The 22,556-nt window shown below is 67.5% G+C and carries 22 protein-coding genes and 4 tRNA genes; 16 read left to right on the forward strand and 10 right to left on the reverse strand.

What is annotated here, in order from left to right:
* Positions 1 to 23: 23 nt before the first annotated feature.
* From H1R19_RS04875 to H1R19_RS04905, 7 genes are all read right to left on the reverse strand, one after another.
* Positions 24 to 671, reverse strand: a complete 648-nt coding sequence (locus tag H1R19_RS04875) for an aspartate/glutamate racemase family protein (protein ID WP_219850704.1) — start codon at positions 669 to 671, stop codon at positions 24 to 26.
* 13 nt (positions 672 to 684) lie between these two features.
* Positions 685 to 1,665 carry an isopenicillin N synthase family dioxygenase gene (locus tag H1R19_RS04880; protein WP_219850705.1) on the reverse strand — a complete coding sequence of 327 codons (981 nt, stop codon included), beginning with the start codon at positions 1,663 to 1,665 and terminating at the stop codon, positions 685 to 687.
* Positions 1,662 to 2,222: a nuclear transport factor 2 family protein gene (locus tag H1R19_RS04885; protein WP_219850706.1), complete on the reverse strand. Its 561-nt coding sequence runs from the start codon at positions 2,220 to 2,222 to the stop codon at positions 1,662 to 1,664. The genes H1R19_RS04880 and H1R19_RS04885 overlap by 4 nt, the downstream gene beginning before the upstream one ends.
* A gap of 44 nt (positions 2,223 to 2,266) precedes the next feature.
* Positions 2,267 to 3,676 carry a dihydropyrimidinase gene (hydA, locus tag H1R19_RS04890; protein ID WP_219850707.1) on the reverse strand — a complete coding sequence of 470 codons (1,410 nt, stop codon included), beginning with the start codon at positions 3,674 to 3,676 and terminating at the stop codon, positions 2,267 to 2,269.
* On the reverse strand, positions 3,673 to 4,809 hold the full coding sequence (locus H1R19_RS04895; protein WP_219850708.1) for a diaminopropionate ammonia-lyase: 1,137 nt from the start codon (positions 4,807 to 4,809) through the stop codon (positions 3,673 to 3,675). The genes hydA and H1R19_RS04895 overlap by 4 nt, the downstream gene beginning before the upstream one ends.
* Positions 4,806 to 5,993, reverse strand: a complete 1,188-nt coding sequence (locus H1R19_RS04900) for a YgeY family selenium metabolism-linked hydrolase (RefSeq protein WP_188329681.1) — start codon at positions 5,991 to 5,993, stop codon at positions 4,806 to 4,808. Before H1R19_RS04900 ends, H1R19_RS04895 begins: the two co-directional genes overlap by 4 nt.
* 61 nt (positions 5,994 to 6,054) lie before the next feature.
* Complete coding sequence (locus tag H1R19_RS04905; protein ID WP_219850709.1) at positions 6,055 to 7,665, reverse strand: N-acyl-D-amino-acid deacylase family protein; 1,611 nt, start codon at positions 7,663 to 7,665, stop codon at positions 6,055 to 6,057.
* 144 nt (positions 7,666 to 7,809) lie between these two features.
* Between H1R19_RS04905 and H1R19_RS04910 the strand changes: the two genes are divergently transcribed.
* Entirely contained in the window at positions 7,810 to 8,598 is a 789-nt protein-coding gene (locus tag H1R19_RS04910; RefSeq protein WP_188329683.1) for a GntR family transcriptional regulator, read from the forward strand.
* A 98-nt stretch (positions 8,599 to 8,696) separates the two neighbouring features.
* Here H1R19_RS04910 and H1R19_RS04915 read toward each other — a convergent pair whose 3' ends face one another.
* Complete coding sequence (locus H1R19_RS04915) at positions 8,697 to 9,956, reverse strand: geranylgeranyl reductase family protein (RefSeq protein ID WP_188329684.1); 1,260 nt, start codon at positions 9,954 to 9,956, stop codon at positions 8,697 to 8,699.
* Positions 9,957 to 10,104: 148 nt separating this feature from the next.
* Between H1R19_RS04915 and H1R19_RS04920 the strand changes: the two genes are divergently transcribed.
* Entirely contained in the window at positions 10,105 to 11,121 is a 1,017-nt protein-coding gene (locus H1R19_RS04920; protein WP_219850710.1) for a polyprenyl synthetase family protein, read from the forward strand.
* A gap of 81 nt (positions 11,122 to 11,202) precedes the next feature.
* Here H1R19_RS04920 and htpX read toward each other — a convergent pair whose 3' ends face one another.
* Positions 11,203 to 12,060, reverse strand: coding sequence for a zinc metalloprotease HtpX (gene htpX, locus H1R19_RS04925; protein WP_219850711.1), 858 nt, complete (start codon positions 12,058 to 12,060; stop codon positions 11,203 to 11,205).
* 190 nt (positions 12,061 to 12,250) lie between these two features.
* Positions 12,251 to 12,742, reverse strand: coding sequence for a YajQ family cyclic di-GMP-binding protein (locus H1R19_RS04930; protein WP_188329687.1), 492 nt, complete (start codon positions 12,740 to 12,742; stop codon positions 12,251 to 12,253).
* Between the two features lie 242 nt (positions 12,743 to 12,984).
* Between H1R19_RS04930 and H1R19_RS04935 the strand changes: the two genes are divergently transcribed.
* The 14 genes from H1R19_RS04935 (at position 12,985) to H1R19_RS05000 (ending at position 22,458) form a co-directional block, all read left to right on the forward strand.
* A tRNA-Tyr gene (locus tag H1R19_RS04935) sits at positions 12,985 to 13,065 on the forward strand.
* A 116-nt stretch (positions 13,066 to 13,181) separates the two neighbouring features.
* A tRNA-Thr gene (locus tag H1R19_RS04940) sits at positions 13,182 to 13,254 on the forward strand.
* A 22-nt stretch (positions 13,255 to 13,276) separates the two neighbouring features.
* Positions 13,277 to 13,350: transfer RNA gene (locus tag H1R19_RS04945), tRNA-Met, on the forward strand.
* Between the two features lie 95 nt (positions 13,351 to 13,445).
* Positions 13,446 to 13,613 (forward strand): 50S ribosomal protein L33, encoded by a 168-nt coding sequence (gene rpmG / locus H1R19_RS04950; RefSeq protein WP_003929651.1) that lies wholly within the window; start codon positions 13,446 to 13,448, stop codon positions 13,611 to 13,613.
* Between the two features lie 254 nt (positions 13,614 to 13,867).
* Positions 13,868 to 14,962 (forward strand): fused (3R)-hydroxyacyl-ACP dehydratase subunits HadA/HadB, encoded by a 1,095-nt coding sequence (locus H1R19_RS04955; protein WP_188329688.1) that lies wholly within the window; start codon positions 13,868 to 13,870, stop codon positions 14,960 to 14,962.
* A gap of 295 nt (positions 14,963 to 15,257) precedes the next feature.
* Positions 15,258 to 15,330 (forward strand) — tRNA-Trp (locus H1R19_RS04960).
* 39 nt (positions 15,331 to 15,369) lie between these two features.
* Positions 15,370 to 15,846, forward strand: coding sequence for a preprotein translocase subunit SecE (gene secE, locus H1R19_RS04965; RefSeq protein ID WP_188329689.1), 477 nt, complete (start codon positions 15,370 to 15,372; stop codon positions 15,844 to 15,846).
* Between the two features lie 67 nt (positions 15,847 to 15,913).
* The gene (gene nusG, locus H1R19_RS04970) at positions 15,914 to 16,747 is read left to right on the forward strand and encodes a transcription termination/antitermination protein NusG (RefSeq protein WP_219850712.1); all 834 of its coding nucleotides are present in this window, start codon (positions 15,914 to 15,916) and stop codon (positions 16,745 to 16,747) included.
* Positions 16,748 to 16,890: 143 nt separating this feature from the next.
* Positions 16,891 to 17,322, forward strand: a complete 432-nt coding sequence (rplK, locus tag H1R19_RS04975) for a 50S ribosomal protein L11 (RefSeq protein WP_065629250.1) — start codon at positions 16,891 to 16,893, stop codon at positions 17,320 to 17,322.
* A 163-nt stretch (positions 17,323 to 17,485) separates the two neighbouring features.
* Positions 17,486 to 18,202, forward strand: coding sequence for a 50S ribosomal protein L1 (gene rplA / locus H1R19_RS04980; protein WP_188329691.1), 717 nt, complete (start codon positions 17,486 to 17,488; stop codon positions 18,200 to 18,202).
* Between the two features lie 123 nt (positions 18,203 to 18,325).
* Positions 18,326 to 19,210, forward strand: a complete 885-nt coding sequence (locus H1R19_RS04985) for an ABC transporter substrate-binding protein (RefSeq protein WP_372631872.1) — start codon at positions 18,326 to 18,328, stop codon at positions 19,208 to 19,210.
* A 55-nt stretch (positions 19,211 to 19,265) separates the two neighbouring features.
* Positions 19,266 to 20,291 carry a FecCD family ABC transporter permease gene (locus H1R19_RS04990; RefSeq protein ID WP_188329693.1) on the forward strand — a complete coding sequence of 342 codons (1,026 nt, stop codon included), beginning with the start codon at positions 19,266 to 19,268 and terminating at the stop codon, positions 20,289 to 20,291.
* Positions 20,288 to 21,106 (forward strand): ABC transporter ATP-binding protein, encoded by an 819-nt coding sequence (locus tag H1R19_RS04995; protein WP_219850714.1) that lies wholly within the window; start codon positions 20,288 to 20,290, stop codon positions 21,104 to 21,106. Before H1R19_RS04990 ends, H1R19_RS04995 begins: the two co-directional genes overlap by 4 nt.
* On the forward strand, positions 21,106 to 22,458 hold the full coding sequence (locus H1R19_RS05000) for a bifunctional adenosylcobinamide kinase/adenosylcobinamide-phosphate guanylyltransferase (RefSeq protein ID WP_219850715.1): 1,353 nt from the start codon (positions 21,106 to 21,108) through the stop codon (positions 22,456 to 22,458). The genes H1R19_RS04995 and H1R19_RS05000 overlap by 1 nt, the downstream gene beginning before the upstream one ends.
* Positions 22,459 to 22,556: the final 98 nt, after the last annotated feature.

The raw sequence follows: 22,556 nt of genomic DNA on the forward strand, positions 1-22,556 counted from the left end.
TGGTTTCGAACGGATTCCGTGGGTTAGGACACGATCGAGCGAACCGCGCTGTTCACAGGATCGAGGATGGGAATGCCGAGCTCGGTTTCCAGGTCCTGCGCCAGCGGCGCGAGAGCTGTGCAGCCGAGTACGACGCTCTCGACCCCGTTGTCGAGAGTGGTGAGGAGATCGCGGATGTGGGCAGTGATCGCCGGACGGTGCTGCGTGCCCCCGCGGGCCAGGGCGGCGGCGTCGATGCCCACGGAGGTGACCGATCGGCATCGATCCGTCAGCCCGTAGGCGACGACGAGGTCGCTCATGATCGGTTCGGCATCTTTCGACGCCGCGACGATCGCGAATCCGCCGTGCGTCGCCGCAGCGTATTCCAGTGTGTTACGGGCGATCCCGAGGACCGGGCGAGTGGTGCGCGCCTGGAGTTCGGGGACACCCGGATCGCCGAAACATGCGACGACGATCGCGTCGAAGTCGTCGAGCCGACCGGTCACCTCGTGGTCGAGCATGGCCCCGACGGCGACCTCTTCGTCGGCACGGGTGTTGATGCCCTCCGGCGACGCGGTCATTCGCAGGACCTCGATGTGACTGCCGGGCGAAGCGTTACGGGCGGAGGTCGCGATCATCTCGGTCATCGACTCGCTGGAGTTGGGATTGATGACAAGGACACGTCGGGTCATGGTTCTCGTCGATTCAGTAGGCAGAGGTGGATTTTCGGGTCTTCTCGAGGTAGTTGTCACCCGAGGTGATCGGCGGGTACTTCGGACCCTCCGGTCCCACGGTGGTGGGAACCGCCTCGATCACGGCGTCGACGTTGGGCTGGTGGAAGAACGGGATCGACAGTCGGCGGTTGCCCAGGTGGAGGACGGGCGGGTTGGCGACGCGGTGTTGGGTAGAGACCCAGCGGTCGTTGGTCCACCGCGCCATGAGGTCGCCGATGTTGACGACGTAGGAGCCCGGGATGTCCGGCACGAAGAGCCACTCACCGTTCTGCAGCACCTGCAGTCCACTGGGGCGCTCGTCGCGGTAGAGGATGGTGACGCTGCCGTAATCGGTGTGCTGACCGAGGCGGACCTCGTTCGGCACGGTCTGGTCGCTGACGGGTGGGTAACCGTTGGCGAACAGCACCGAGCAGTGCTCGTCGCAGGAGGCGCGGAAGAAGTCCTCCTCCACTCCCAGCGCGAGCGCGAATCCCCGGAGGAGGCGGTCGGCGAGATCCTCCATCGCGGCGAAGTAGGTCTCCCAGGTCTGACGCATCTCGTCGCGTCCTTCGGGCCACACGTTGCCGTGGTCGAAGAGTCCGCTTCCGTTGAATCGCGGGGAACCCATCGAGAAGTACTCGACGTAATCACGCTCACCCATGCCGGTGGTCGAGGCGCCCAGCGAACGGGCCCGCGGCGGCATGTAACCACGGCTGATGTCCGGGTCTGACACGGCGGCGGCTTCTTTCGCCTCGGCGGGCAGGGCGAAGAAGGCCTCGGACTCGGCGTGCATCTTCTCGATCAGCGATGTTTCGACGCCGTGGTTGGTGATCACGAGAAAGCCGACGCGACGATTGGCCTCGTCGATCTCGGCGGCCACGGACAGGCGGTCGGCCATGTTCGGCGACGACAGGCCGGAGATGTCGATGACCGGGATGTCGGCCAACGTCAGGGTGTCCGCTGAAGTGCTCACAGCTGTGCTCCTTCGGTGTTCGGCAGGGAGAGGAGTGCGGAGTCGAGGCCAGGGTAGGGCTCGGTTGCGGTCATATCGGTGAAACGGTCTGCGACCCAACCGATGTGGTAGGGCGAGGCGAAGAGGGTGTCGACCTGCAGATGGCTGATGAGCCACGCGCCGTCGGTGAGGGTGAACGTCACGTCGTAGTCGAGGCCGACCCAGGCCGGCAGTGTCCCGTTCCGGATCGCGGTGGGCTCGATGCACATCCAGCGACCGCGGCCGGATGTTGCGCCGGCATCGACGTCGATGATGGTGTTGGCGATGTAGTGCAGGGTGAACGGCTGACGGGTGAAGACGGTCGCGAAGTGCGTGGCGATCGCCTCGCGGCCCTGGGCCCGGCCGAAGGACACGTTGCGGCCCACGCCTTCCCAGATTGCGTCGGGGGTGAAATGGGCGACGATGTCGTCGACGTCCTTGTCGATGTCGCACGAGCGTAGATATGACGACATGCGGTGGTCGATCGCGGTGTTCGCTTCGATCCGCGCGAGCCGCAGCTCGAGGTCGGAAGTGGTCATGGTCGATGTCCTGGGTCTGAGGTGGTCGGGGCGGGGAACGGTTTTCAGGGGGTTGTGAGACCGGTGCCGGCGGATGCGCGGGTCAGATACCGGCCGCGGCCCGCACGGTCGCCCTCGGCGGTCAGGACACCGTCGTGAGCGATGAGATCGCCGCGCGAGTAGACGGCGTCGATCCGTCCGGTCAGGCTCCATCCCTCCCAGAGCGTGTAATCGACGTTCTGGACCTGGTTTTCGGCGCTGACCGACGTGGTGCCCTCGGGGTCGAGGATCACGATGTCGGCGTCGGAACCCGGTGCCAGAACGCCTTTTCGGGGGTAGAGGCCGAACTGTCGGGCCGGTTCCGCGGCGGTCACCTTGACGAACTGGTTCGGCGTCAGCCGGCCGGACGCGACACCTTCGGACCAGGTGACGATCATCCGGTGCTCGACGCCGGGGCCGCCGTTGGGGATGCGACGGAAATCGTCGCGGCCCAGCGACTTCTGGCCGTCGAAGCAGTAGGGGCAATGGTCGGAGCTGACGATGCCGAGCACGCCGGTGTCCAGGGCCGACCAGAGGGCATCGTGATGGTGCTTCTCCCGAAGTGGCGGGGTGAGTACCGCTTTCGCTCCTTCGAAGTCCGGGGCGTCGTACAACTCGGGGCCGAGAGTGAGGTAGTGCGTACACGTTTCGGCGGTGATCGGCCAGTCCTCACGACGGGCCTCGGCGACGAGCTGTGCGGACTCCTCGGTGGAGAGGTGAACGAGGTAGAGCGGGGCGTCGGCCATGCGGGAGATCCGGATGGCGCGCGAGACGGCTTCGGCCTCGGTCTCCGGCGGGCGGGAGAGCAGGTGTCCACGCGGACCGGTGACGCCCTTGTTCACGAGATCGCGGGCCAGGACGTCGATGACGTCGCCGTTCTCGGCGTGGACGCACACCTGCATGCCGGCCGACCCAGCAGTGCGCAGCACCTCGAACAGCTCGCCGTCGTTGAGCATCAGCGCGCCGCGGTAGGCCATGAAGGTCTTGACGCTGGTGACACCGGACCGTGCCAGCTCGCCGAGCTGAGTGGGCAGGGTGTCGTCGAACCGCGCGATCTGGGCATGCAGTCCCCAGTCGATGACGGCCTTGTCGGCGGCGTCCGCCGCATGCGACTGCACCGAGTCCCAGACGTCGAGGCCGGGCAGCTGGGCGCTGTAGTCGATGATCGTCGTCGTGCCGCCGACGGCCGCGGCGCGGGTGCCGGTGTAGAAGTCGTCGGAGGTTGCCGGGTCGAAGGACTTCGAGTCCATGTGGGTGTGCGCGTCGACGCCGCCGGGCAGCACGAGCTTGCCGGTGCAGTCGACGATCTCGGCGTCTGCGATCTCGCCGAGCTGGCCGATCTCGGCGATGGCGCCGTCGATGATCAGCACGTCGACGTGGGTGATCGATTGTTCGTCGACGACATGGCCACCGCGCAACAGGATTCGACGGGTCATGCGGAGACCTCGGCTCGGATGGCGCCGACGATCTCGGCATAGGCGACCGGATCGGTGATGCCCTCGGTGCTGATCAGCAGGACATGATCATCGGAGCGGACGAGTCCGGGCTGGGCCAGCAGGGCCGCGAGGCCTGCGGCGCCGCTCTCCCCGGACTCGACGCCGGCGCGGGCGAACAGGCGCATCGCGTCGCGGGCGCCGTCGTCGGTGACGGTGACGGCGCTCTGGACTCCGGCCTGCAGGGTCGGCCAGGCGATGGGCGAGATCTCGCCGCAGTTGAGGCCGGCCATGATCGAATCGATCGTGCCGCTCGAATGCGTCGGTGTGCCCGCCGCGATGCTGGGTGCCAGGCAGTCGGCGGAGACCGGCTCGGACGCGATCATCCGGGCGCCGGTCGGTGCGAACGACCGGACCATCGAGGCGGCGAAGGACCCGACGCCGACCTGCACGACCACGACCGTGGGAGCCGGAATGTTCTGGGCTGACAGCTGTTCCAGAACTTCGTTCGCGATCGTCGCATAACCCTCGACGACCCAGCGCGGAACCTCGTCGTAGCCCGGCCACGCGGTGTCGGCGATGACGGCGTGCGTGTCGGAGTCCATCGTCGCGGCACGACGAACGGTCTCGTCGTAATCGCCGTCGTGCACGATGACCTCCGCACCCTCGCTCGCGATGGCGTCGATGCGTGCCGGGACCATGTCGCGGGGCACGAGGATGATCGCCGAGAGTCCGAGCAGCGCCGCCATCCGGGCGACGGCGCGGCCGTGATTGCCGTCGGTGGCCGCCACCAGCGTGGTCAGGCGGGACAGCGAGACAGTTTGCGCAGCAACTGCTTCCCGGAGCTCATCGACGGTCCGCAAGCCGGCGCCACCGAGACGCCGGTCCACCTCGCGGGCCACCGCCCAGGACGCGCCGAGGATCTTGAAGGCGGGCAGACCGAGGCGGCTCGACTCGTCCTTCACCGAGACCCGTGCAGCACCGAGTCTCTCGGCGATCATCGGCAGATCGAGAAGAGGAGTGGGCTCGTATCCGGGCAGGCCGCGGTGGAAGTCGCGGACAGCCGCGCCCTCGAGCGGTTCGACCGCAGTCGGGTCGTGGGTGTCGTTGACGATGACCTGTGACGCGGCGGTCATGCACGTGCCCCGGAGGTGAGGATGCTGTCGACGATGGCCGCGAATCCGACGGCGGCACGGGCGAGGTCGGCGACGGAGATGGACTCGTCGACCGTGTGGGCCTGGTCCTCTTCGCCGGGACCGTAGCCGATCGACGGGATGCCGAGCTTGCCGGCCGAACCGGATGCGTTGGTGCAGAACTTGTAGGTGCCGAGCTCGGACGGCAGTTCCGCCGCAGCGAGTGCGGCCTGCGCCTCGGTGACGAGTGCGCTCTCCGGGTCGGTCAGCCATGCGGGGGCGAAGTTCGGGAACCGGACGTGGGTGCCGTTATAGGTGGTGAAGTCGTCGTATGCGATCTCCACGGTGCCGGTGGTGCCGTGCTTGGCGCAGATCTCGCCGACGATCTCGCGGATCGGTCCGAGGACGTTCTCCTCGGTCTCGCCGACCAGGAGCCGGCGATCGTAGGTGGCCTGGCACAGATCGGGCTGGACCGACAGGCCTGGGTAGGGGCGGGAGATGATGTCGGTGAGGACCAGGATGCCGTCGCCGAGCTCCTCCTGATGCGGGACCGGGATGTCGCGCAGTGCGGTGATGACGTCTGCCATCACCTGCGCGGCGTTGATGCCCGCGGTCGGGTGGGCGGAGTGGCTCGACTTGCCGTGCACGCTCACCAGGACCTCGCCGCGGCCGCGCTGACCGTGGTTGAGCCTGAGGTTCGTCGACTCGGCGGTGATCACGAAGTCGGGCTCGACCCGTTCACACACCTTGATCAGCGCGGGGCCCTCGGCGAGTTCCTCGGCGATGGTGCCGGACAGCACCAAGGTGCCGACGCTCCCGTTCTTCAGGGCGGCCAGCCCGTAGAGCGCGGAGGCGGTGGGGCCCTTCATATCCGCGGTACCGCGGCCGTAGAACCGTCCGTCGTCGGCGATCTCACCCCACGGGTGGTGTTCCCACACGCTCTCGTCGGTGACCACGACGGTGTCCATGTGGCAATCGATGAGGACCGTGGGGCCTTCACCCAGGTGCATGGTGCCGATGAGGTTTCCCCACTCGTCGACCTCGACGCCGAAGCCGAGCTTCTCCATCTCGGCCGTCAGCAGCGTCGCGGCGGCGGACTCCTCGGTGGAGTAGCTGCGGGCCGCGACGTAGCGGGTGAGGAACTCGATCATCGACGCTTCGTCGATCGCGTACGCGGGGACCGTCATTGGTGCTCCATTCATGCGGATTGGTTGGGAAAGGGGATGTGGTCTGGCGCGGAGCGGTGTTCTAGTGCGGAATGGGGGCGGTGAGGACCTGCCCGGTGCGCGCACCGGTGTGGCGACCGTTGCGCCACGCGGCGACGCCGCCCACGAACACCGTGTCGACGCCCGGGCTCAGGCTGCACGGGTCGTCGTAGGTTGCGGTGTCGACGAACTCGTCGAGGTCGAGTAGGACGAGGTCGGCACGCAAGCCCTCGGTGATGCGGCCGCGGTCGGTGAGTCCGAGGAGGTCGGCCGGCCGACTGGTCATGCGGCGCACCGCATCCTGGACCGAGATCAGGTGATCGCGGTGGGCATAGCGCCCCAGGACCCGTGCCGAGGTCCCGTACAGGCGGGGGTGGGGGCGCGGCGCGAACACGGCGTCGGACCCGACCATGGCGAGGGGATGGCCGAAGATCGAGGTCACGACTTCCTCGGTGGCGTAGTGGTCGATCATCGCCGCGTCCAGATTGGTGTCGAGGAGGAGGTCGAAGACCGCGTCCTCGGGTGAGCAGTGCTGTTCGTCGGCGATCTGGGCGACGCTTTTGCCGATCTCGACGCCGCGATCGCCCGCGGCCTGCACGATGAGGACGTTCTCCGGGCCGACCGAGCCGAGGATGTTCTCCCACCCGTCGAGGCCGTTGCGCATCTCGCCGGCCATCCGGCGGCGCTCTGCGTCGTCGGAGACACGTGCCAGCACACCGCGGGAACCCTCGGCGAAGACATGCGGCGGCAGCAGGGCGGACAACAGTGTGCTGCCCGCACCGTAGGGGTACTGGTCGAAGGTGAGCGAGATCTTGTCGGCCGCATCGGTGCACAGGTCCATCAGCTGATCGAGGAGCTCACGGTTGCCGATGAGCTTCAAGTGCGAGATGTGCAGTGGGGCACCGGTATTCTCGGCGGCGGAGACGAATTCGCTGATCGAGTCGAGGATCTTGGAGGCCTCGTTGCGGATGTGCGGCACGACGGGCACACCGTAGGACGCCGCGACCTCGGCGACGGCGACGAGCTCATCGGACTCCGCGTAGAGGCCCGGCGCGTAGATGAGGCCGAACGACACCGCTCGTGCTCCGGCATCGAGACATTCGGCCACGAGTTGCTGGATCTCGTCGAGCTCCGCACGGGACGGGCGTCGTGCCGCCGGACCCATGACGACCTCGCGCACTGCCGAGTGTGGGACGCAGGTGACGATGTTGGTGGACGGACGCGCCACGTCCACGGCTGCGAGGTAGGAGGCGAGTCCGCTCCAATTCCACGGAGCTGCACCGGGTTCGAGTCCGGCGAGGTAGGTGCGCCGGTCCTCGATGCCGTCGGCCCGGACGGGGGCGGGGCCCAGGCCGTCGGGGCAGAGGAGTTCGGTGGTGAACCCGGAGGCGATCTTGGGTGCCAGTTCGGGATCGGAGAAGAGCCGAATCGCACTGTGCGCGTGTAGATCGATGAATCCGGGCACGAGAACGCGGCCACGGCCGTCGATGACGTGGTCGATCCCGTTGGTGCGTCCGGCGGATTCGGGGTGTTGGTGTCCGCGCAGTCCGACGATCATGCCGTCGGTGACGTCGACGTCGAGCTGTTCGACCCGTGCATCGTCGATCACCAAAGCGCCTGCGATGGTGAATGTTCCACGCACCAGGTCATTCACCGTGGGACTCCTCTACTTGTAATACAACTGGGCACGGAAGAAGGGTCCTGCACTTGTATTACAAGTTGTGTTTCTCTTTGTTAACAACACGTATCGCGCTTTTCACGCACGGATCCGGGACATTCGGCGTGTCAGAATGGCGCCATGCCACAGAGCCATGTGCCCATGAACGGCGCCGGCCGCACGTCCAGGTCTGGATCTCGCCGTGGCCGCAACCTCGCCACCGAGGTCCGCGCCGCCCTGCTCGAGGACCTCATCTTGTCGGGCCTGGTCCCGCCCGGGGAGTACTTGCCGTCCGAGGCCGACCTGTGTCGGCGATACGACGTCTCCCGCATCACCGTCCGGGCCGCGCTCGCCGGGCTCAACGAAGCCGGGTACATCCGGTCCCAGCAGGGCCGGGGAAGTGTTGTCGTCGGGACGCCGGAGGTCCTGTCCTCCGGATTGTCCCAGCTCGCGTCGGTCGAGACCTACGCGGCGTCGCAGGGCAAGAAGGTGACGACCAGGGATCTGGAGGTCACCGAGATCGGTCTGGACAAGGCGTCGGCGGCGGCATTGGGTTTGCGCCCGGGAACGCCTGCGGTCGAGATCCGCCGGGTGAAGCTGCTCGGCGGGAAGCGTATCGGCTGGATCGTCGACATCGTGCCTCTCGAGGTGGCGTCGCGCGATATGCTCGAGGAACGGTTCGACGGCTCCGTGCTCGACGTGCTCGCCGGGCTCCCTGACATGGGCAGTATCTACAGCGACTGCACCCTGCTGGCTCTCGCGCTGTCGGAGGAGATCGCCGAGAAGCTGGGCGTCGAGCCGGGCTCACCCGCGATGTTGATGGATGAGGTCACCTACTCCGGTGCCGGTGAACCGATCAACCTCAGCAAGGCCTACATGCTGAACAAATACTTCAACTTCGTCCTGCGGAGAAGGTTGTCGCAGGGGTAGGTCGGGTCGGTCATGCCCGCGGTTCCGTTTCCTTCCCACTTGGGGGAAGGGGTCTCTGACCGGGGACGATACGCCGCGCGCGCACGTTCGGCCGGTCCTCAGGAGAACGGCGGACGCGGGTCGACGCGGGTGGAGAGCCGTCCGGCGGTCCGCCAGGCCCGGGCGACGAGGTCGGCGTCGTCGGGGGTGATGAGGTTGCCCATCACCCGCACGACGAGGGACATCAGCTGCGGCGACCGGATGCCGGGGCGGCCCAGCAGGGGAACCGTCTGCGGCATCGTCAGCAGGCCGGCGAGGCGTCGTGCTGCGGAGAAGGCGAGCCCGTAGTGGCCGACCAGGGTGTCGCGCCAGCGGGTGGTGTAGTCGTCGGCTCCGAGGAGTTCGACGGCCAGGCGCGCGGTCTCCATGGCGTAGTCGATGCCTTCGCCGTTCAGCGGATTGACACAGGCAGCGGCGTCGCCGATCAGCATCCAGTTGCGGCCCGCCACCCCGGTCACGGCCCCGCCCATCGGGAGGAGTGCCGAGGTGATCCGGACGGGCGGGCCGTCCAGGGCCCACTCGTCGTGCACCATCGCGGCGTAGTGCTCGAGGATCGGCCGAAGTGCCATCTGCGCCGGTCGTTTCGAGGTCGCCAGCGCACCGACGCCCACGTTCACCAGGCCGCCGCCCGCCCCGCCGAGCGGGAAGACCCAGCCGTAGCCCGGTAGCAGGGCGCCGTCGGGGCCGCGGAGCTCCAGATGTGAACCCATCCAGTGGGAGTCGGCCCGCGCCGACGGCGCGTATGCGCGCGCGGCGACACCGTAGGCGGTGTCCCGATGCCACTGCCGCCCGAGGGTTTTGCCGAGACCAGAGCGGACACCGTCCGCGACGACGAGGTCACGGATGCGGACCTGTCGGGTACCGGAGGGAGTCGAGAAGGTCACCGCACCGACCCGGTCACCGTCCATCGTCACGTCGACGGCCTTGGCGCCCTGCACCATTCGCACGCCGGCCGACGCCGCATGCCTGCGGATCGCGTCGTCGAACTCGGTCCGCGCGATCGCGCTGCCGTAGGAGGGGAACCGTCCCGATGGCCAGCGGATCTGCTGCCGCGCACCCCAGCCGTTGAGCAGCAGACCGTCCAGGCGCGGGCGGTCGGCCAGCAATGCGCCCAGGCCCAGGGCGTCGAGCTCGGCGACGGCGCGCGGGGTGAGTCCGTCACCACAGGTCTTGTCGCGGGGGAACACCGCGGCATCGACGAGGACGACCTCGCGCCCGGCGGCGGCCGCGTGCGCCGCGGCGGCCGAGCCGCCGGGGCCCGCGCCGACGACGAGTACGTCGGCATGCTCGGGCAAGGTGTTCGCGTCGCGTGTCGTCATGTCCGTACCCGCCGTGTCCCTACTCACCCGACCAGTATGTCCGCACGCCCGACGGGCTAGGCTCAGCAGGCAGGTGGGGTGGACGGGGCGACCCGCCATCCGCCGACGAGAAAATTTGCCGGATCAGACGAGATGGGGCCGCGTTCACGTGAAGTCCACATTCGCCGGGGTGGACCTGGTGTCGGATGAGTTCGCCGAGACGGTGCGCTCCTCATTGCAGAAGGTCGAGGACCTGCTGCTGAGTGAACTCTCCTCCGGCGACGACGTCATGACCGAGGCGGCGACCCACCTGGCCAAGGCCGGGGGCAAGAGGTTCCGGCCGATGTTCGCGATCCTGGCCTCCGAGTTCGGGCCGCGCCCGGGATCCGACGAGGTCATCACCTCGGCGACCGTCGTGGAGATGATCCACCTCGCCACGCTCTACCACGACGACGTCATGGACGAGGCCGAGATGCGCCGCGGCGCACCCAGTGCCAACGCCCGCTGGACCAACAGCGTGGCCATCCTCTCCGGCGACTTCCTCTTCGCGCGGGCCTCACGACTGGTCTCCACACTCGGGCCCGACGCCGTGCGCATCATCGCCGAGACGTTCGCCGAACTCGTCACCGGCCAGATGCGCGAGACGGTGGGGGTCAAGCCCGGAGCCGACCCCATCGAGCACTATCTGCAGGTGGTGTGGGAGAAGACCGGGTCGCTGATCGCCGCCGCGGCCCGCTTCGGCGCCATGGCGTCGGGTGCGACCGCCGACGACATCGAACGACTGTCGCGGATCGGCGACATCGTCGGCGTCGCCTTCCAGGTGTCCGACGACATCATCGACATCAGCTCGGTCTCCCTGGACTCGGGGAAGACACCCGGCACCGACCTGCGCGAGGGCGTCCACACACTGCCGGTGCTGTACGCGATCACCGGCGACGACGCGACGTCGGCGCGACTACGTGAGCTGCTGATCGGCGAGGGCGGGTCGCCGCGCCCGCTGACCGACGACGCCGAGGTGGCCGAGGCGATCGACCTGCTCGCCGGGTCGGCCGGGATGGCCGCTGCCCGCGCCAGACTGCAGCAATTCGCCGACGAGGCCCACGGCATGCTGGCCGAGCTTCCCGAGTCGCCTGCGCACCGGGCGTTGTCGTCGCTGGTGGACTACACCATCGAGCGCGTCGGCTGATTCGCCCGGCCGCCAGACCCGCCTGCCGCTCACCCAGCGGCGCGGGGCCGGGTGTGTCGCCGCCCTCGGTGACCGCCGCCCTCAGTGACCGCCGCGCGCCATCTCCTGGAGGCGGCGAATCCGCTCCTCGGTCGGCGGGTGGCTGGCGAACATGCGAGCCATTCGGTCGGTGGCGCGGAACGGGCTCTCGATCATCATGTGCGACTGAGCCGCGATGTCGGGCTGAGGCGGCAGCGGTGCCGCCTGTATGCCACCGGAGATCTTCGCCAGTGCCGACGCCAGCGCCAGTGGGTCACCGGTGAGCTCGGCGCCGGACTGGTCGGCCTGGAACTCCCGGGACCGCGACACCGCCAACTTCACCAGGGTCGCGGCGATCGGTCCGAGCAGGGCGATGAGGAGCATCGCGAACGGATTCGGGGCGTTGTCGCGGCCCCCGAACGCGCCCATGAACATCGCAAAGTTCGCCAGTCCACTGATCACCGCGGCCATCGCACCGGCGACCGAGCTGATGAGGATGTCGCGGTTGTACACATGCGACAACTCGTGGCCGAGCACGGCGCGCAGCTCCCGTTCGTTCAGCAGCTGCAAGATCCCCGAGGTGCAGCACACCGCGGCGTTCTTGGGGTTACGGCCCGTCGCGAAGGCGTTGGGGGACTCGGTGGGGGAGATGTAGAGCGCGGGCATGGGCTGGTGCGCCGCCGTCGCGAGTTCCCTCACGATCCGGTAGATGACCGGCGCCTGCAGCTCGGTCACGGGCTGGGCGTGCATCGCCTTGAGGGACATCTTCGCGCTGTTGAAGTAGACGTAGGCGTTCACGCCGACGGCGACGATCACCGAGCCCCACAGGATCAGGGGACTCTGGAACAGTGCGCCGATGCCGACGATGATCGCCGACATCACACCCAGCAGGGCCGCTGTCTTCAATCCGTTGAAATGCATCGGGTCCTCGTCTGTCCGGCGCCCGGGGACTGGGACTCCGCGCGCGGCCTGCGGGGTCGACCCGGCTGCCGCCCGCGGAGTGTGGGCGCCTCATTCATTCGAACGACGCAACGCGCGATTCGGTTTCCGACGCCCCCGCGGTGCGATCTCGACCACATCGAAGGACCCGCTCGGCGGGCGGGGGTGGCGCCTAGCGGTAGTTGACGAACTGCAGGGCGATACCGAAGTCCTCGCCCTTGAGCAGGGAGATCACGGCCTGCAGGTCGTCGCGCTTCTTGCTCGAGACGCGCAGCTCGTCGCCCTGGATCTGTGCCTTGACCCCCTTGGGGCCCTCGTCGCGGATCTTCTTGGAGATCTTCTTGGCGTGATCGGAGTCGATGCCCTGCACCAGCGAACCGCTGATCTTGAACGTCTTGCCCGAGCCCACGACCTCACCGGCGTCGAACGCCTTCAGGGAGATGTCGCGGCGGATCAACTTCTCCTTGAACACCTCGAGGGCCGCCTGCGCGCGCTCCTCGGCGTCGGAGGTGATCACGATGTTCTCCTCGCCGGACCACTCGATGCCGGTGTTGGTGCCGCGGAAGTCGTAACGCTGCGACAGCTCCTTGGCGGCCTGGTTGAGGGCGTTGTCGACCTCTTGGCGGTCGACCTTGCTCACCACGTCGAACGATGAATCAGCCATGGACGACAGGGTATGCCATGGGGGTTTCGACACCGCGCCGTCCTGTGTCCCACACGGCGCCGTCCTGTGTCCGGCGACCGCTCGCCGGCGACGGTGGCCACGAGTGCGACCACCGCGGGCCGCGGATCGCGACCTGCGGAAACCCGTGCGGCGACCTGCCGGTTTGCGTGTGGCCGTATGGTTCGTTGTATCCTTCACGGCGTTGTTCAAACGGCTGTCACACACGGCCTGCAGAGCGGCACGGCAGGTTGCCCGAGCGGCCAAAGGGAGCGGATTGTAAATCCGTCGCGCAAGCTACATAGGTTCGAATCCTATACCTGCCACGACGTGGGACACCCACCCAGAAGTGCGCAACGGACAGTCTCTGACCAGCGATTTGTCTAGCACGGATGGAAGTGTGTAACCTCGTTAAGGCTCCGAACACCAGATGTTCGGGCACGCCCCCTTAGCTCAGTCGGTAGAGCGTTTCCATGGTAAGGAAAAGGTCGACGGTTCGATTCCGTCAGGGGGCTCGCTGGACGAGAATGTCCGCGGGGCGGTGTAGCTCAGCTGGTTAGAGCGCACGACTCATAATCGTGAGGTCGAGGGATCGAGTCCCTCCACCGCTACACATCGGGTCCGTCCGGAACCGAGCGCAAGGGTCGCAAGCCCTGAGGGAACTGCCGAACCCGACCACACGTACCACCCGAAAGAAGGCAACCAAGTGGCCTCCTCAACAGATGTTCGCCCCAAGATCACCTTGGCATGCGAGGTGTGCAAGCACCGTAACTACATCACCAAGAAGAACCGCCGCAATGATCCCGATCGTCTCGAGATCAAGAAGTTCTGCCCGAACTGCGGCAAGCACCAGGCGCACAAGGAATCGCGCTGACGCCTCACCTCGTCGGCCATTCCGGTAAAGACCAGCAATACGGGCTGCCTCCCAGTGAGGCAGCCCGTATTGCTGTGACCGGACCTCGGCCCGGGCGGTTCGTTTCGCAACCGCCCCGGCCGTAGGGCCGCGTCGAGAATTCGGCGCACCACCAACCGAACTCACACGCGCACCGCGGCGCGGTGGATCACCGGCGGTGATCCACGTACCCCGATCCGGGCCTCCCGGGCGGTCAGGCGAAGGGAGCGACAGCAATGTCACACAGCGGCGGAACCGACCAGGACCGGATCGCGGAGTCCGAGAGCAGCGGCACCAAACCCACCCCCGAGGAGATCGCCGCGCACACGGCATCGCTGGTGGGTTTCCACTACACGGTCGAGGATTACTACGAGATCGGCCGTGAGGAGGTGCGCAAGCACGCCATGGCCGTGCAGGACGCGCACCCCACCCACTGGAGTGAGGACGCCGCCCGCGCCCTCGGCCACGACACGCTGATCGCCGCACCGACCTACGTGTCCGTCTTCGGCATCATCGCCCAGCGCAAACTCTTCGAAGACGTGATCACCGGCTACGACCTGTGGCAGATCATGCAGACCGACCAGCGGCTGGTCTACCACCAGCCGATGAAGGTCGGCGATCGCCTGATCTGCGACGTCTCGCTCGAGTCCTTCCGTCACGTCAAAAGTCCCGAGATGATCGACCTGATGGTCACCAAGAACATCATCTGGAACCAGCACGGCGAGCCGGTCATGACCACCTGGACGTCGCTCGCCGCCCGTCCCGGCATGGACGTCGACCCCGAACTCGAGGCCTCCCTCGATCACGTGATGATGAAGATCGACGAGGTCGGGCAGCCCGCCCGGACCGTCGAGCCCGAGACCGGCCGCTACGACCTGCCCGACCCGACACAGCGGCCCGGCGCGTACGCCGCGATCGACTTCGACACACTCACCGAGGGGCAGGAGCTGCCGGGCAAGCGTTATCTGCTCACGCGCGGCAACCTCACCAACTACGCCGGCGTCGCCGGGGACCCGAACCCCATCCATTTCTCCGATCACGTCATCAGCGCCGCAGGCATGGACGACGTCGTCGCCCACGGCATGCAGACGATGGGTCTCGGGGCCAGCTTCATCTCCGGGTTCATCGGCGATCCGGCGGCCTTCTGTGAGTACAACGTGCGCTTCACGAGCCCGGTGTACGTCCCCGCCGACGACAGCGCGGCCGTCGACTTCAGCGGCAAGATCAAGTCGCTGGACCCGCAGACACGTCGGGGCACCATCGCGATCACCGCCAAACAGGGCGACCGCCGCATCTTCGGCCGGGCCCAGGCGGTCATCCAGTTCAACTGACCCGTGCCGTCGAACACCTCTCCGCCGCACCTGAATTCGAACACGTGCCGGGTTTGCCGATCAGGCGTTTCGACGGTGTGGCCCGATTGGACGTGTACGGTCGGTCGAGGGCACGAGGACAGGCGTTTTGGGTTCCGAGGGCCCCGTGATCTACACTGAAGTGTCTGATTGATTCAGGCTTGCGCGCTACCCATAGGGTGGCGCGTTGGTTTTGTCGGCGAAGAATCGCCGGCACGGTCGCGAGGCCGGGATCGAGAAGGACGGCAGCGGAACCACCCCGGTGGGGAAGTCGCAAAGGGGCGTAGCTCAATTGGCAGAGCAGCGGTCTCCAAAACCGCAGGTTGCAGGTTCAAGTCCTGTCGCCCCTGCCCTGGTGAAGGGCACACGTTGACGAGAGGACCGCGAAGTTGAGCAAGCGAGACCGGGCTGCCCGCGCCAAAGAATCCGCAGAGGGTTCTTCGGCCGATTCGGCTGCGGCCGAGCTCGACGGTCGCGACGAAGCCGCCGACGCGGTGGGGGCCGACGAGAAGTCGACCGACACCGCCAAGGAGCTGCGTCCGTCCGGTAAGCGCTCGGCTCGTGGGCGTCGAACGTCGACGGGTGCGACCGACGGTGACACCGATTCCGGTTCGGGATCCACGGTTGCCGTCAAGGAACGCAAGACAAAGAAGAAGGCGCCTGCCGGGGAGAGCCGGAACCCGTTCGTTCGGATCTGGCTGTTCCTGACTCAGGTCGTCGCCGAGCTGAAGAAGGTCATCTGGCCGACGCGGCGCGAGATGATCACCTACACGATCGTCGTGCTCGTGTTCGTGATCATCATGACCGCGTTCATCTCCGGCCTCGACCTCGCCTTCGCCAAGGGCGTCCTCTGGTTGTTCGGCTGACCCACGCGGTGGGCTCGGCCGGGCGACGGAACGATCGCCAGATGAACCATAAGGAGCGTGGGCTGCAGTGAGCACCCCGGAGAACGAACTCGCATCGACCGACACCGCCGAGGTGGCCGACGTCGATGTCGACGCGCCAGAGACTGACGCCGTCGAGACCGAGGTGGACGTCGAGTCCGAGGTGGACGTCGAGACCGACGGCACCGAGGAGACCGCCGAAGGCGACGAGGACGCTGCTTCCGAGGAGGCCGCTTCCGAGGAGCCCGAGCCCGAAGAGGTCGACCCGGTCGAGGAGCTCCGCAAGCAGCTTCGACGCGCCCCGGGCGACTGGTACGTGATCCACAGCTACGCCGGTTACGAGAACAAGGTCAAGGCCAACCTCGAGACCCGTGTGCAGAACCTCGACGTCGGCGACTACATCTTCCAGGTCGAGGTTCCGACCGAAGAGGTCACCGAGATCAAGAACGGCCAGCCCAAGAAGGTCAACCGCAAGGTGCTGCCGGGCTACATCCTCGTCCGCATGGAACTCAACGACGAGTCGTGGGGCGCCGTGCGCAACACTCCGGGCGTCACCGGTTTCGTCGGTATGACCAGCAAGCCGTCGCCGCTCTCGCTCAACGAGGTGCTGCAGTTCCTGATGCCGCGGACCGAGGCCAAGAAGCCCTCCTCGCGTGGCTCCGCCGCCGAGGGTGTCGAGGCAGCAGCCGCTGCCGCGTCGAACTCCATCGAGGTCGACTTCGAGATCGGCGAGTCGGTGACCGTCATGGACGGCCCGTTCGCCACGCTCCCGGCGTCGATCAGCGAGGTCAACGCCGAGCAGCGCAAGGTCAAGGTGCTCGTGTCGATCTTCGGTCGCGAGACCCCGGTGGAACTCGCCTTCAACCAGGTCGAGAAGATCTGACCCTTCGAGGCTCGCTCCGCTCGCACCTCAGGGAGCGGGAGGGCAGGGCTCGCTCGCACCTCAGGGAGCGAGAAGCAGACAAATACAGACTTTCACGTCTCCAGCGGGCGTGAATTCGCAAGGAAACAAGCAAGGAACAGAAGATGCCTCCCAAGAAGAAGAAGCTCGCCGGGATCATCAAGCTCCAGATCTCGGCAGGCCAGGCAAACCCGGCCCCGCCCGTGGGTCCGGCGCTTGGTCAGCACGGCGTGAACATCATGGAGTTCTGCAAGGCGTACAACGCCGCGACCGAGTCGCAGCGCGGCAACGTCATCCCGGTGGAGATCTTCGTCTACGAAGATCGCTCCTTCGACTTCAAGTTGAAGACCCCGCCGGCTGCGAAGCTCCTGCTCAAGGCCGCAGGCCTGCAGAAGGGCTCCGGCGAGCCCCACACCAACAAGGTCGGCAAGGTGAGCATGGACCAGGTCCGTGAGATCGCCAAGACCAAGGCCGAAGACCTGAACGCCAATGACATCGACCAGGCCGCGAAGATCATCGCCGGTACTGCTCGGTCCATGGGCATCACCGTCGAGTGAGCTTGCGAACTCGCGTCATGGTCACCGTCGAAGGCTGATCGGTCTCGTCAGGTCCTCGGCTGACGCCTGGGACCACTCGACCTGAAGAACCCCACGTGGGAGGGCCGGCTCGGCCCGCACCACAAACCCCCGCCGCAGTGACGGCGGAGAAGGAACAGAGCACATGAGCAAGAAGAGCAAGGCCTACGCGGCCGCGGCCGAGAAGGTCGACAAGTCCAAGCTCTACAGCCCGCTGGAGGCTGTCGAGCTGGCCAAGGAGACGTCGTCGAAGAAGACCGACGCGACCGTCGAGGTCGCGATCCGTCTGGGCGTCGACCCCCGTAAGGCAGACCAGATGGTTCGAGGCACCGTCAACCTGCCTCACGGCACGGGTAAGACTGCCCGCGTGATCGTCTTCGCCGCCGGCGACAAGGCCGCCGAGGCCGTCGCCGCCGGTGCCGACGAGGTCGGCGCCGAGGATCTGATCGAGCGCATCCAGGGTGGTTGGCTGGACTTCGACGCCGCGATCGCGACCCCGGATCAGATGGCCAAGGTCGGCCGCATCGCGCGTGTCCTCGGACCGCGTGGCCTGATGCCGAACCCGAAGACGGGCACGGTGACCACCGATGTCACCAAGGCCATCAACGACATCAAGGGCGGAAAGATCAACTTCCGCGTCGACAAGGCAGCGAACCTGCACTTCGTCATCGGCAAGGCATCGTTCGATCCGGCCCAGCTGGCCGAGAACTACGGCGCCGCCTACGACGAGATCATGCGCGCCAAGCCGTCGGCTGCCAAGGGCCGCTACATCAAGAAGGTCACCGTCTCCACCACGACGGGCCCGGGTATCCCGGTCGACCCGCAGGTGAGCCGCAACTTCACCGACGCGCCCCAGGTCTGACCGACCCCAGCGCTCATCTGGCAGAACGAGATTCCCACGAGGGGCCCGGCAGCAAGTGCCGGGCCCCTCGTGCTCTGTCTGCCCCTGTTCTCACATTTCGGGAGGTCGGGCCTCGTGGCCAAGATCCGTGTTCGTACTGCCGTGCCGGTGATCGTTCTGTTGTCGACGCTGCTTGCGGTGATCGGTTGCGGGAGTTCGACTCCGACGTCCGACGGCGATTCCGCCGTCTCCTCCGGCACACCGAGGTCGATCGTCTCGCTGAGTCCGACGACCACCGAGATGCTCTTCGCGGTCGGGGCGGGGGACCAGGTCGTCGCGGTCGACGACCAGTCGGATCACCCGGCTGACGCACCGCGGACCGCGCTGTCGGGGTACACACCCAATCTCGAGGCGATCCTGGCCCACGATCCGGACCTCGTCGTCCTCTCCGACGACAACAACGACATCGCCGCCGGCCTCGACCGCGTCGGCGTCGAGGTACTGCAGATCCCGGCCGCGAAGGACCTCGACGAGACGTATGCGCAGATCGAGCAGGTCGGCACGGCCACCGGGCACGGGGACACCGCCACGGATCTGACGGCGTCGATGCGCGGCGAGATCGAGAAGATAGTGCGCACCCTGCCGTTGCGTGAGGTCCCGCTGACCTACTATCACGAGCTCGACGACACCTTCTACTCCGTCACCGACGACACCTACCTCGGCCAGATCTACCGGCTCCTCGGTCTGCGATCGATCGCCACCGGCGGCAACGGATACCCGCAGCTCTCCGCCGAGCACATCATTTCCCAGGACCCCGAACTCATCTTCCTCGCCGACTCCCAGTGCTGTGCGGTGACACCGCAGAAGGTCGCCGGGCGGGCCGGCTGGGGCGACCTGCGTGCGGTGGAGACCGGGCAGGTGCACGTGCTCGACGAGGACATCGCCAGCCGGTGGGGGCCGCGCGTCGTCGACCTGGTCCGTGAGATCGCCCGCGTCGTGTCCGGGGTCGACGCGCAACCGGTGCCGTGACGCCGCAGGTCCCCGGGCGCTCACGGATCTCGAGACCATCACAGGTCGCCCGTCGATGGTGAGACGCCGGTACTGGGTGCTCGGCGGCGCTGTCGTCGGGCTGCTCGGCGCGTGCCTGCTCGCGGTCCTCGTCGGACCCGCGGGCCTGACGGCGAAAGGTGTGATCCTCGATCTTCTGGACCGGCTGCCGCTGATCGACATCGACTCCGGGCTGACCGCACGTCAGCAGACCATCCTGTGGGAGGTTCGGATGCCGAGGATGGTGCTCGGCGTGATCGTCGGCGCGATGCTCGCGATCGCCGGTGCCGCGTACCAGGGCGTCTTCCGTAACCCCCTCGCAGACCCGTATCTGCTGGGTGTCTCCAGCGGCGCCGGGCTCGGGGCCACGGTCGCGATCGTGGCGGGCGGGGTGATCGGTTCCGTCGGCCTGCCGATCGTGGCCTTCGCCGGAGGTCTGGTCGCCGTCGCCGCGACCTACGCCCTCGGGCGCACGGTGGGAGGCGGTCGTTCCGAGGTGGTGATCATCCTGGCCGGCGTGGCGGTCGCCGCCTTCGCCAACGCGATCCAGACCTTCCTGATGCAGCAGCACGACGACACCCTGCGGCAGGTCTACAACTGGATGCTGGGACGCCTGGGCACCGACGGATGGTCGGAGGTGGTGGCCGTGGCGCCGTACGTGCTGGTGTGTGTCGCGGTCATCGCACTGTTCGGGCGCACACTCGACGTCATGGCGGTCGGTGACATCGAGGCGTCGAGCCTGGGAATCCGTCCCGAACGGGTGCGGCTGCTGCTCGTCTGCGTCGCGACACTGGGGACCGCGGCGGTGGTGGCGGTCAGCGGACTCATCGGATTCGTCGGCATCGTGATCCCGCATGCGGTTCGTCTGCTCGTCGGGCCGGGTCATCGTCTGCTGCTTCCGCTTTCGCTGCTGGTGGGTGCCGCGTTCCTGGTGCTCGCCGACGTCGTGGCGCGGACCGCGATGTCCCCGGCCGAGCTGCCCATCGGGGTGGTCACGGCCGCGATCGGTGCGCCCTTCTTTCTGTTCGTGCTGCGGCGCAGCAGTCGGGGTGCGGCGGTATGAGCACCCGCCGATCGGACCCCGCGGTGGTGTGCCGGGGTGTCTCGGCGGCCAGGGGCGGGGTCGAGGTCCTGCACGACGTCGACCTCGAGATCCCGTCCGGCGCCTGGGTTTCCCTCGTCGGGCCCAACGGATCGGGGAAGACCACGCTGCTGCACGCACTCGCGGGTCTGGTCGAGGCGAGCGGCCATCTCGACGTCGCCGGTGTGCAGCCCCGGGGTGCGCGGCGGCGCGAGATCGCGCGGGCCGTCGCACTGATGCCGCAGCGGCCCGTCGTGCCCGAGGGGACGACGGTGCGTGAGCTGATCGGTCTGGGCCGTACCCCGCACATCTCGAGGTTCGGCAGCGAGACCAAGCATGACCTGGCCGTGGTGGACAGTGTGATCGAGCGTCTCGAACTCGGGGAGTTCGCGCCGCGTCAGGCGTCCGCGCTGTCCGGCGGCGAGTTGCAACGGGTGGTGCTGGCCCGCGCGCTCGCCCAGCAGCCGCGTGTGTTGCTGCTCGACGAGCCGACCAGCGCACTCGACATCGGCCACCAGCAGCAGGTTCTCGACCTGGTGGACTCGATGCGCAGAGACCGGGAGCTGACCGTGCTGGCGGCGATGCACGACCTGACCTCGGCGGCGCAGTACGGCCAACGTCTCGTGCTGCTCGACCGCGGGCGCATCGTCGCCGACGGGCCGCCCGCCGAGGTGCTCACCGTTGCCCGGTTGAACGAGGTGTACGCCGCGCGCGTGGAGGTACTCGACCGGCGGAGCGGTCCCGCGGTGCTGCCGCTGCGGTCGACCCCGCCCGACGTCGCGGACGGGCCGGAGTGATGGAGGTCGTGCTGCTCGGCACCGGTGCCGCCGACGGTTGGCCGAATCCGTTCTGCCGGTGCGCGTCCTGCGTCGACGCCGCGGCGACCTCGGAGATCCGAGGCCAGACCGCAGCGCTCGTGGACGACACCCTGATGCTCGACTGCGGTCCCGAGATACCTGGAGCTGCAGCACGATTCGGCCGATCCCTCGCCGGTGTCCGGTATGTGCTCGTCACGCACGCGCACTCCGACCATCTCGGACCGCAGATGTTGTTGTCGCGGTCGTGGGTTCACGGGCTGGGCGAACTGCAGTTGGTCGGACCCGCCGAGGCGTTGGACACCTGCCGGGACTGGGTGGGCCCCGACGATCCGGTGACGTTCGTGCCGGTTGCGGCGGGAGACCGGATTCAACTGGGGGACTACGATGTTCGAGTGCTGCCCGCGCGGCATCGGGTCTTCGCCGACGGCGACGCCGTACTCTACGACGTGACCGGCGCCGACGGTGCGCGATTCTTGTGGGCAACCGACACCGGGATGTGGCCGCGGCCCTTCTTCGACTCTGTGGCCGGAGCGCGGTACGACACGGTGTTCCTCGAGGAGACCTTCGGTGACCACGACGACCTGTCATCGGGCCACCTGGGCCTCAACGGATTTCGGAAGATGGTCGAGTCGATGCGCGCCGTGGGCGCGGCCACCGATTCCACCGACCTCGTCGCGGTGCACCTCGGCCATCACAATCCGCCGGTGGGTGAGCTACGCCGACGACTCGCGGAGGTCGGTGCGCGGCCGGGGCGCGATGGGGAAACCGTGACCGTGGGTGGTGTCGCGTCGATTGACGGCACGACGCGCGGCCACCGCACCTTTGTCACCGGGGGTGCGCGGTCGGGTAAGTCGCGGTACGCCGAGGCTCTTCTCGGCGATGCCGCCGAGGTGGTCTATGTGGCCGCAGGCGGACGCCGCGCCGACGACCCCGACTGGGCCCGGCGCGTCGAACTGCACCGCGCCCGCCGGCCGGCGTCGTGGACCACGCTCGAGACCACCGACGTGCCCGGGGTTCTGCGTTCGGCGAGCAGTCCGATTCTCATCGAGTGTCTGGGCACCTGGCTCACCGCGCGACTCGACCATCACGAGGTATGGGACAGCGGGGATCTGACCGGTGTCCGGGGCGACGTCGCGGAGCTGCTCGATGCCTGGCAGTCGTGCGAAGCGCCGGTGGTGGCGGTCAGCAACGAGGCGGGCAGCGGCGTCGTGCCGGCCACCGCGTCGGGCCGGTTGTTCCGAGATGAGCTGGGCCGTCTCAATGCCGCGATCGCAGATACCTCCGACTCGGTGGTGTTGATGGTCGCCGGGCAGGCCCTCACCATCCGGTGAGGCATTCCGCCCATAGGAAACCCGACGCCGCAGTTCTCTCGTCCCCCTGAGTGCGCTCCGAACGCGAATTTTCGAGGTTCACCGCGCGCGAACGTCGA

It is taken from the genome of Gordonia jinghuaiqii, assembly GCF_014041935.1.
Lineage (GTDB): Bacteria > Actinomycetota > Actinomycetes > Mycobacteriales > Mycobacteriaceae > Gordonia > Gordonia jinghuaiqii.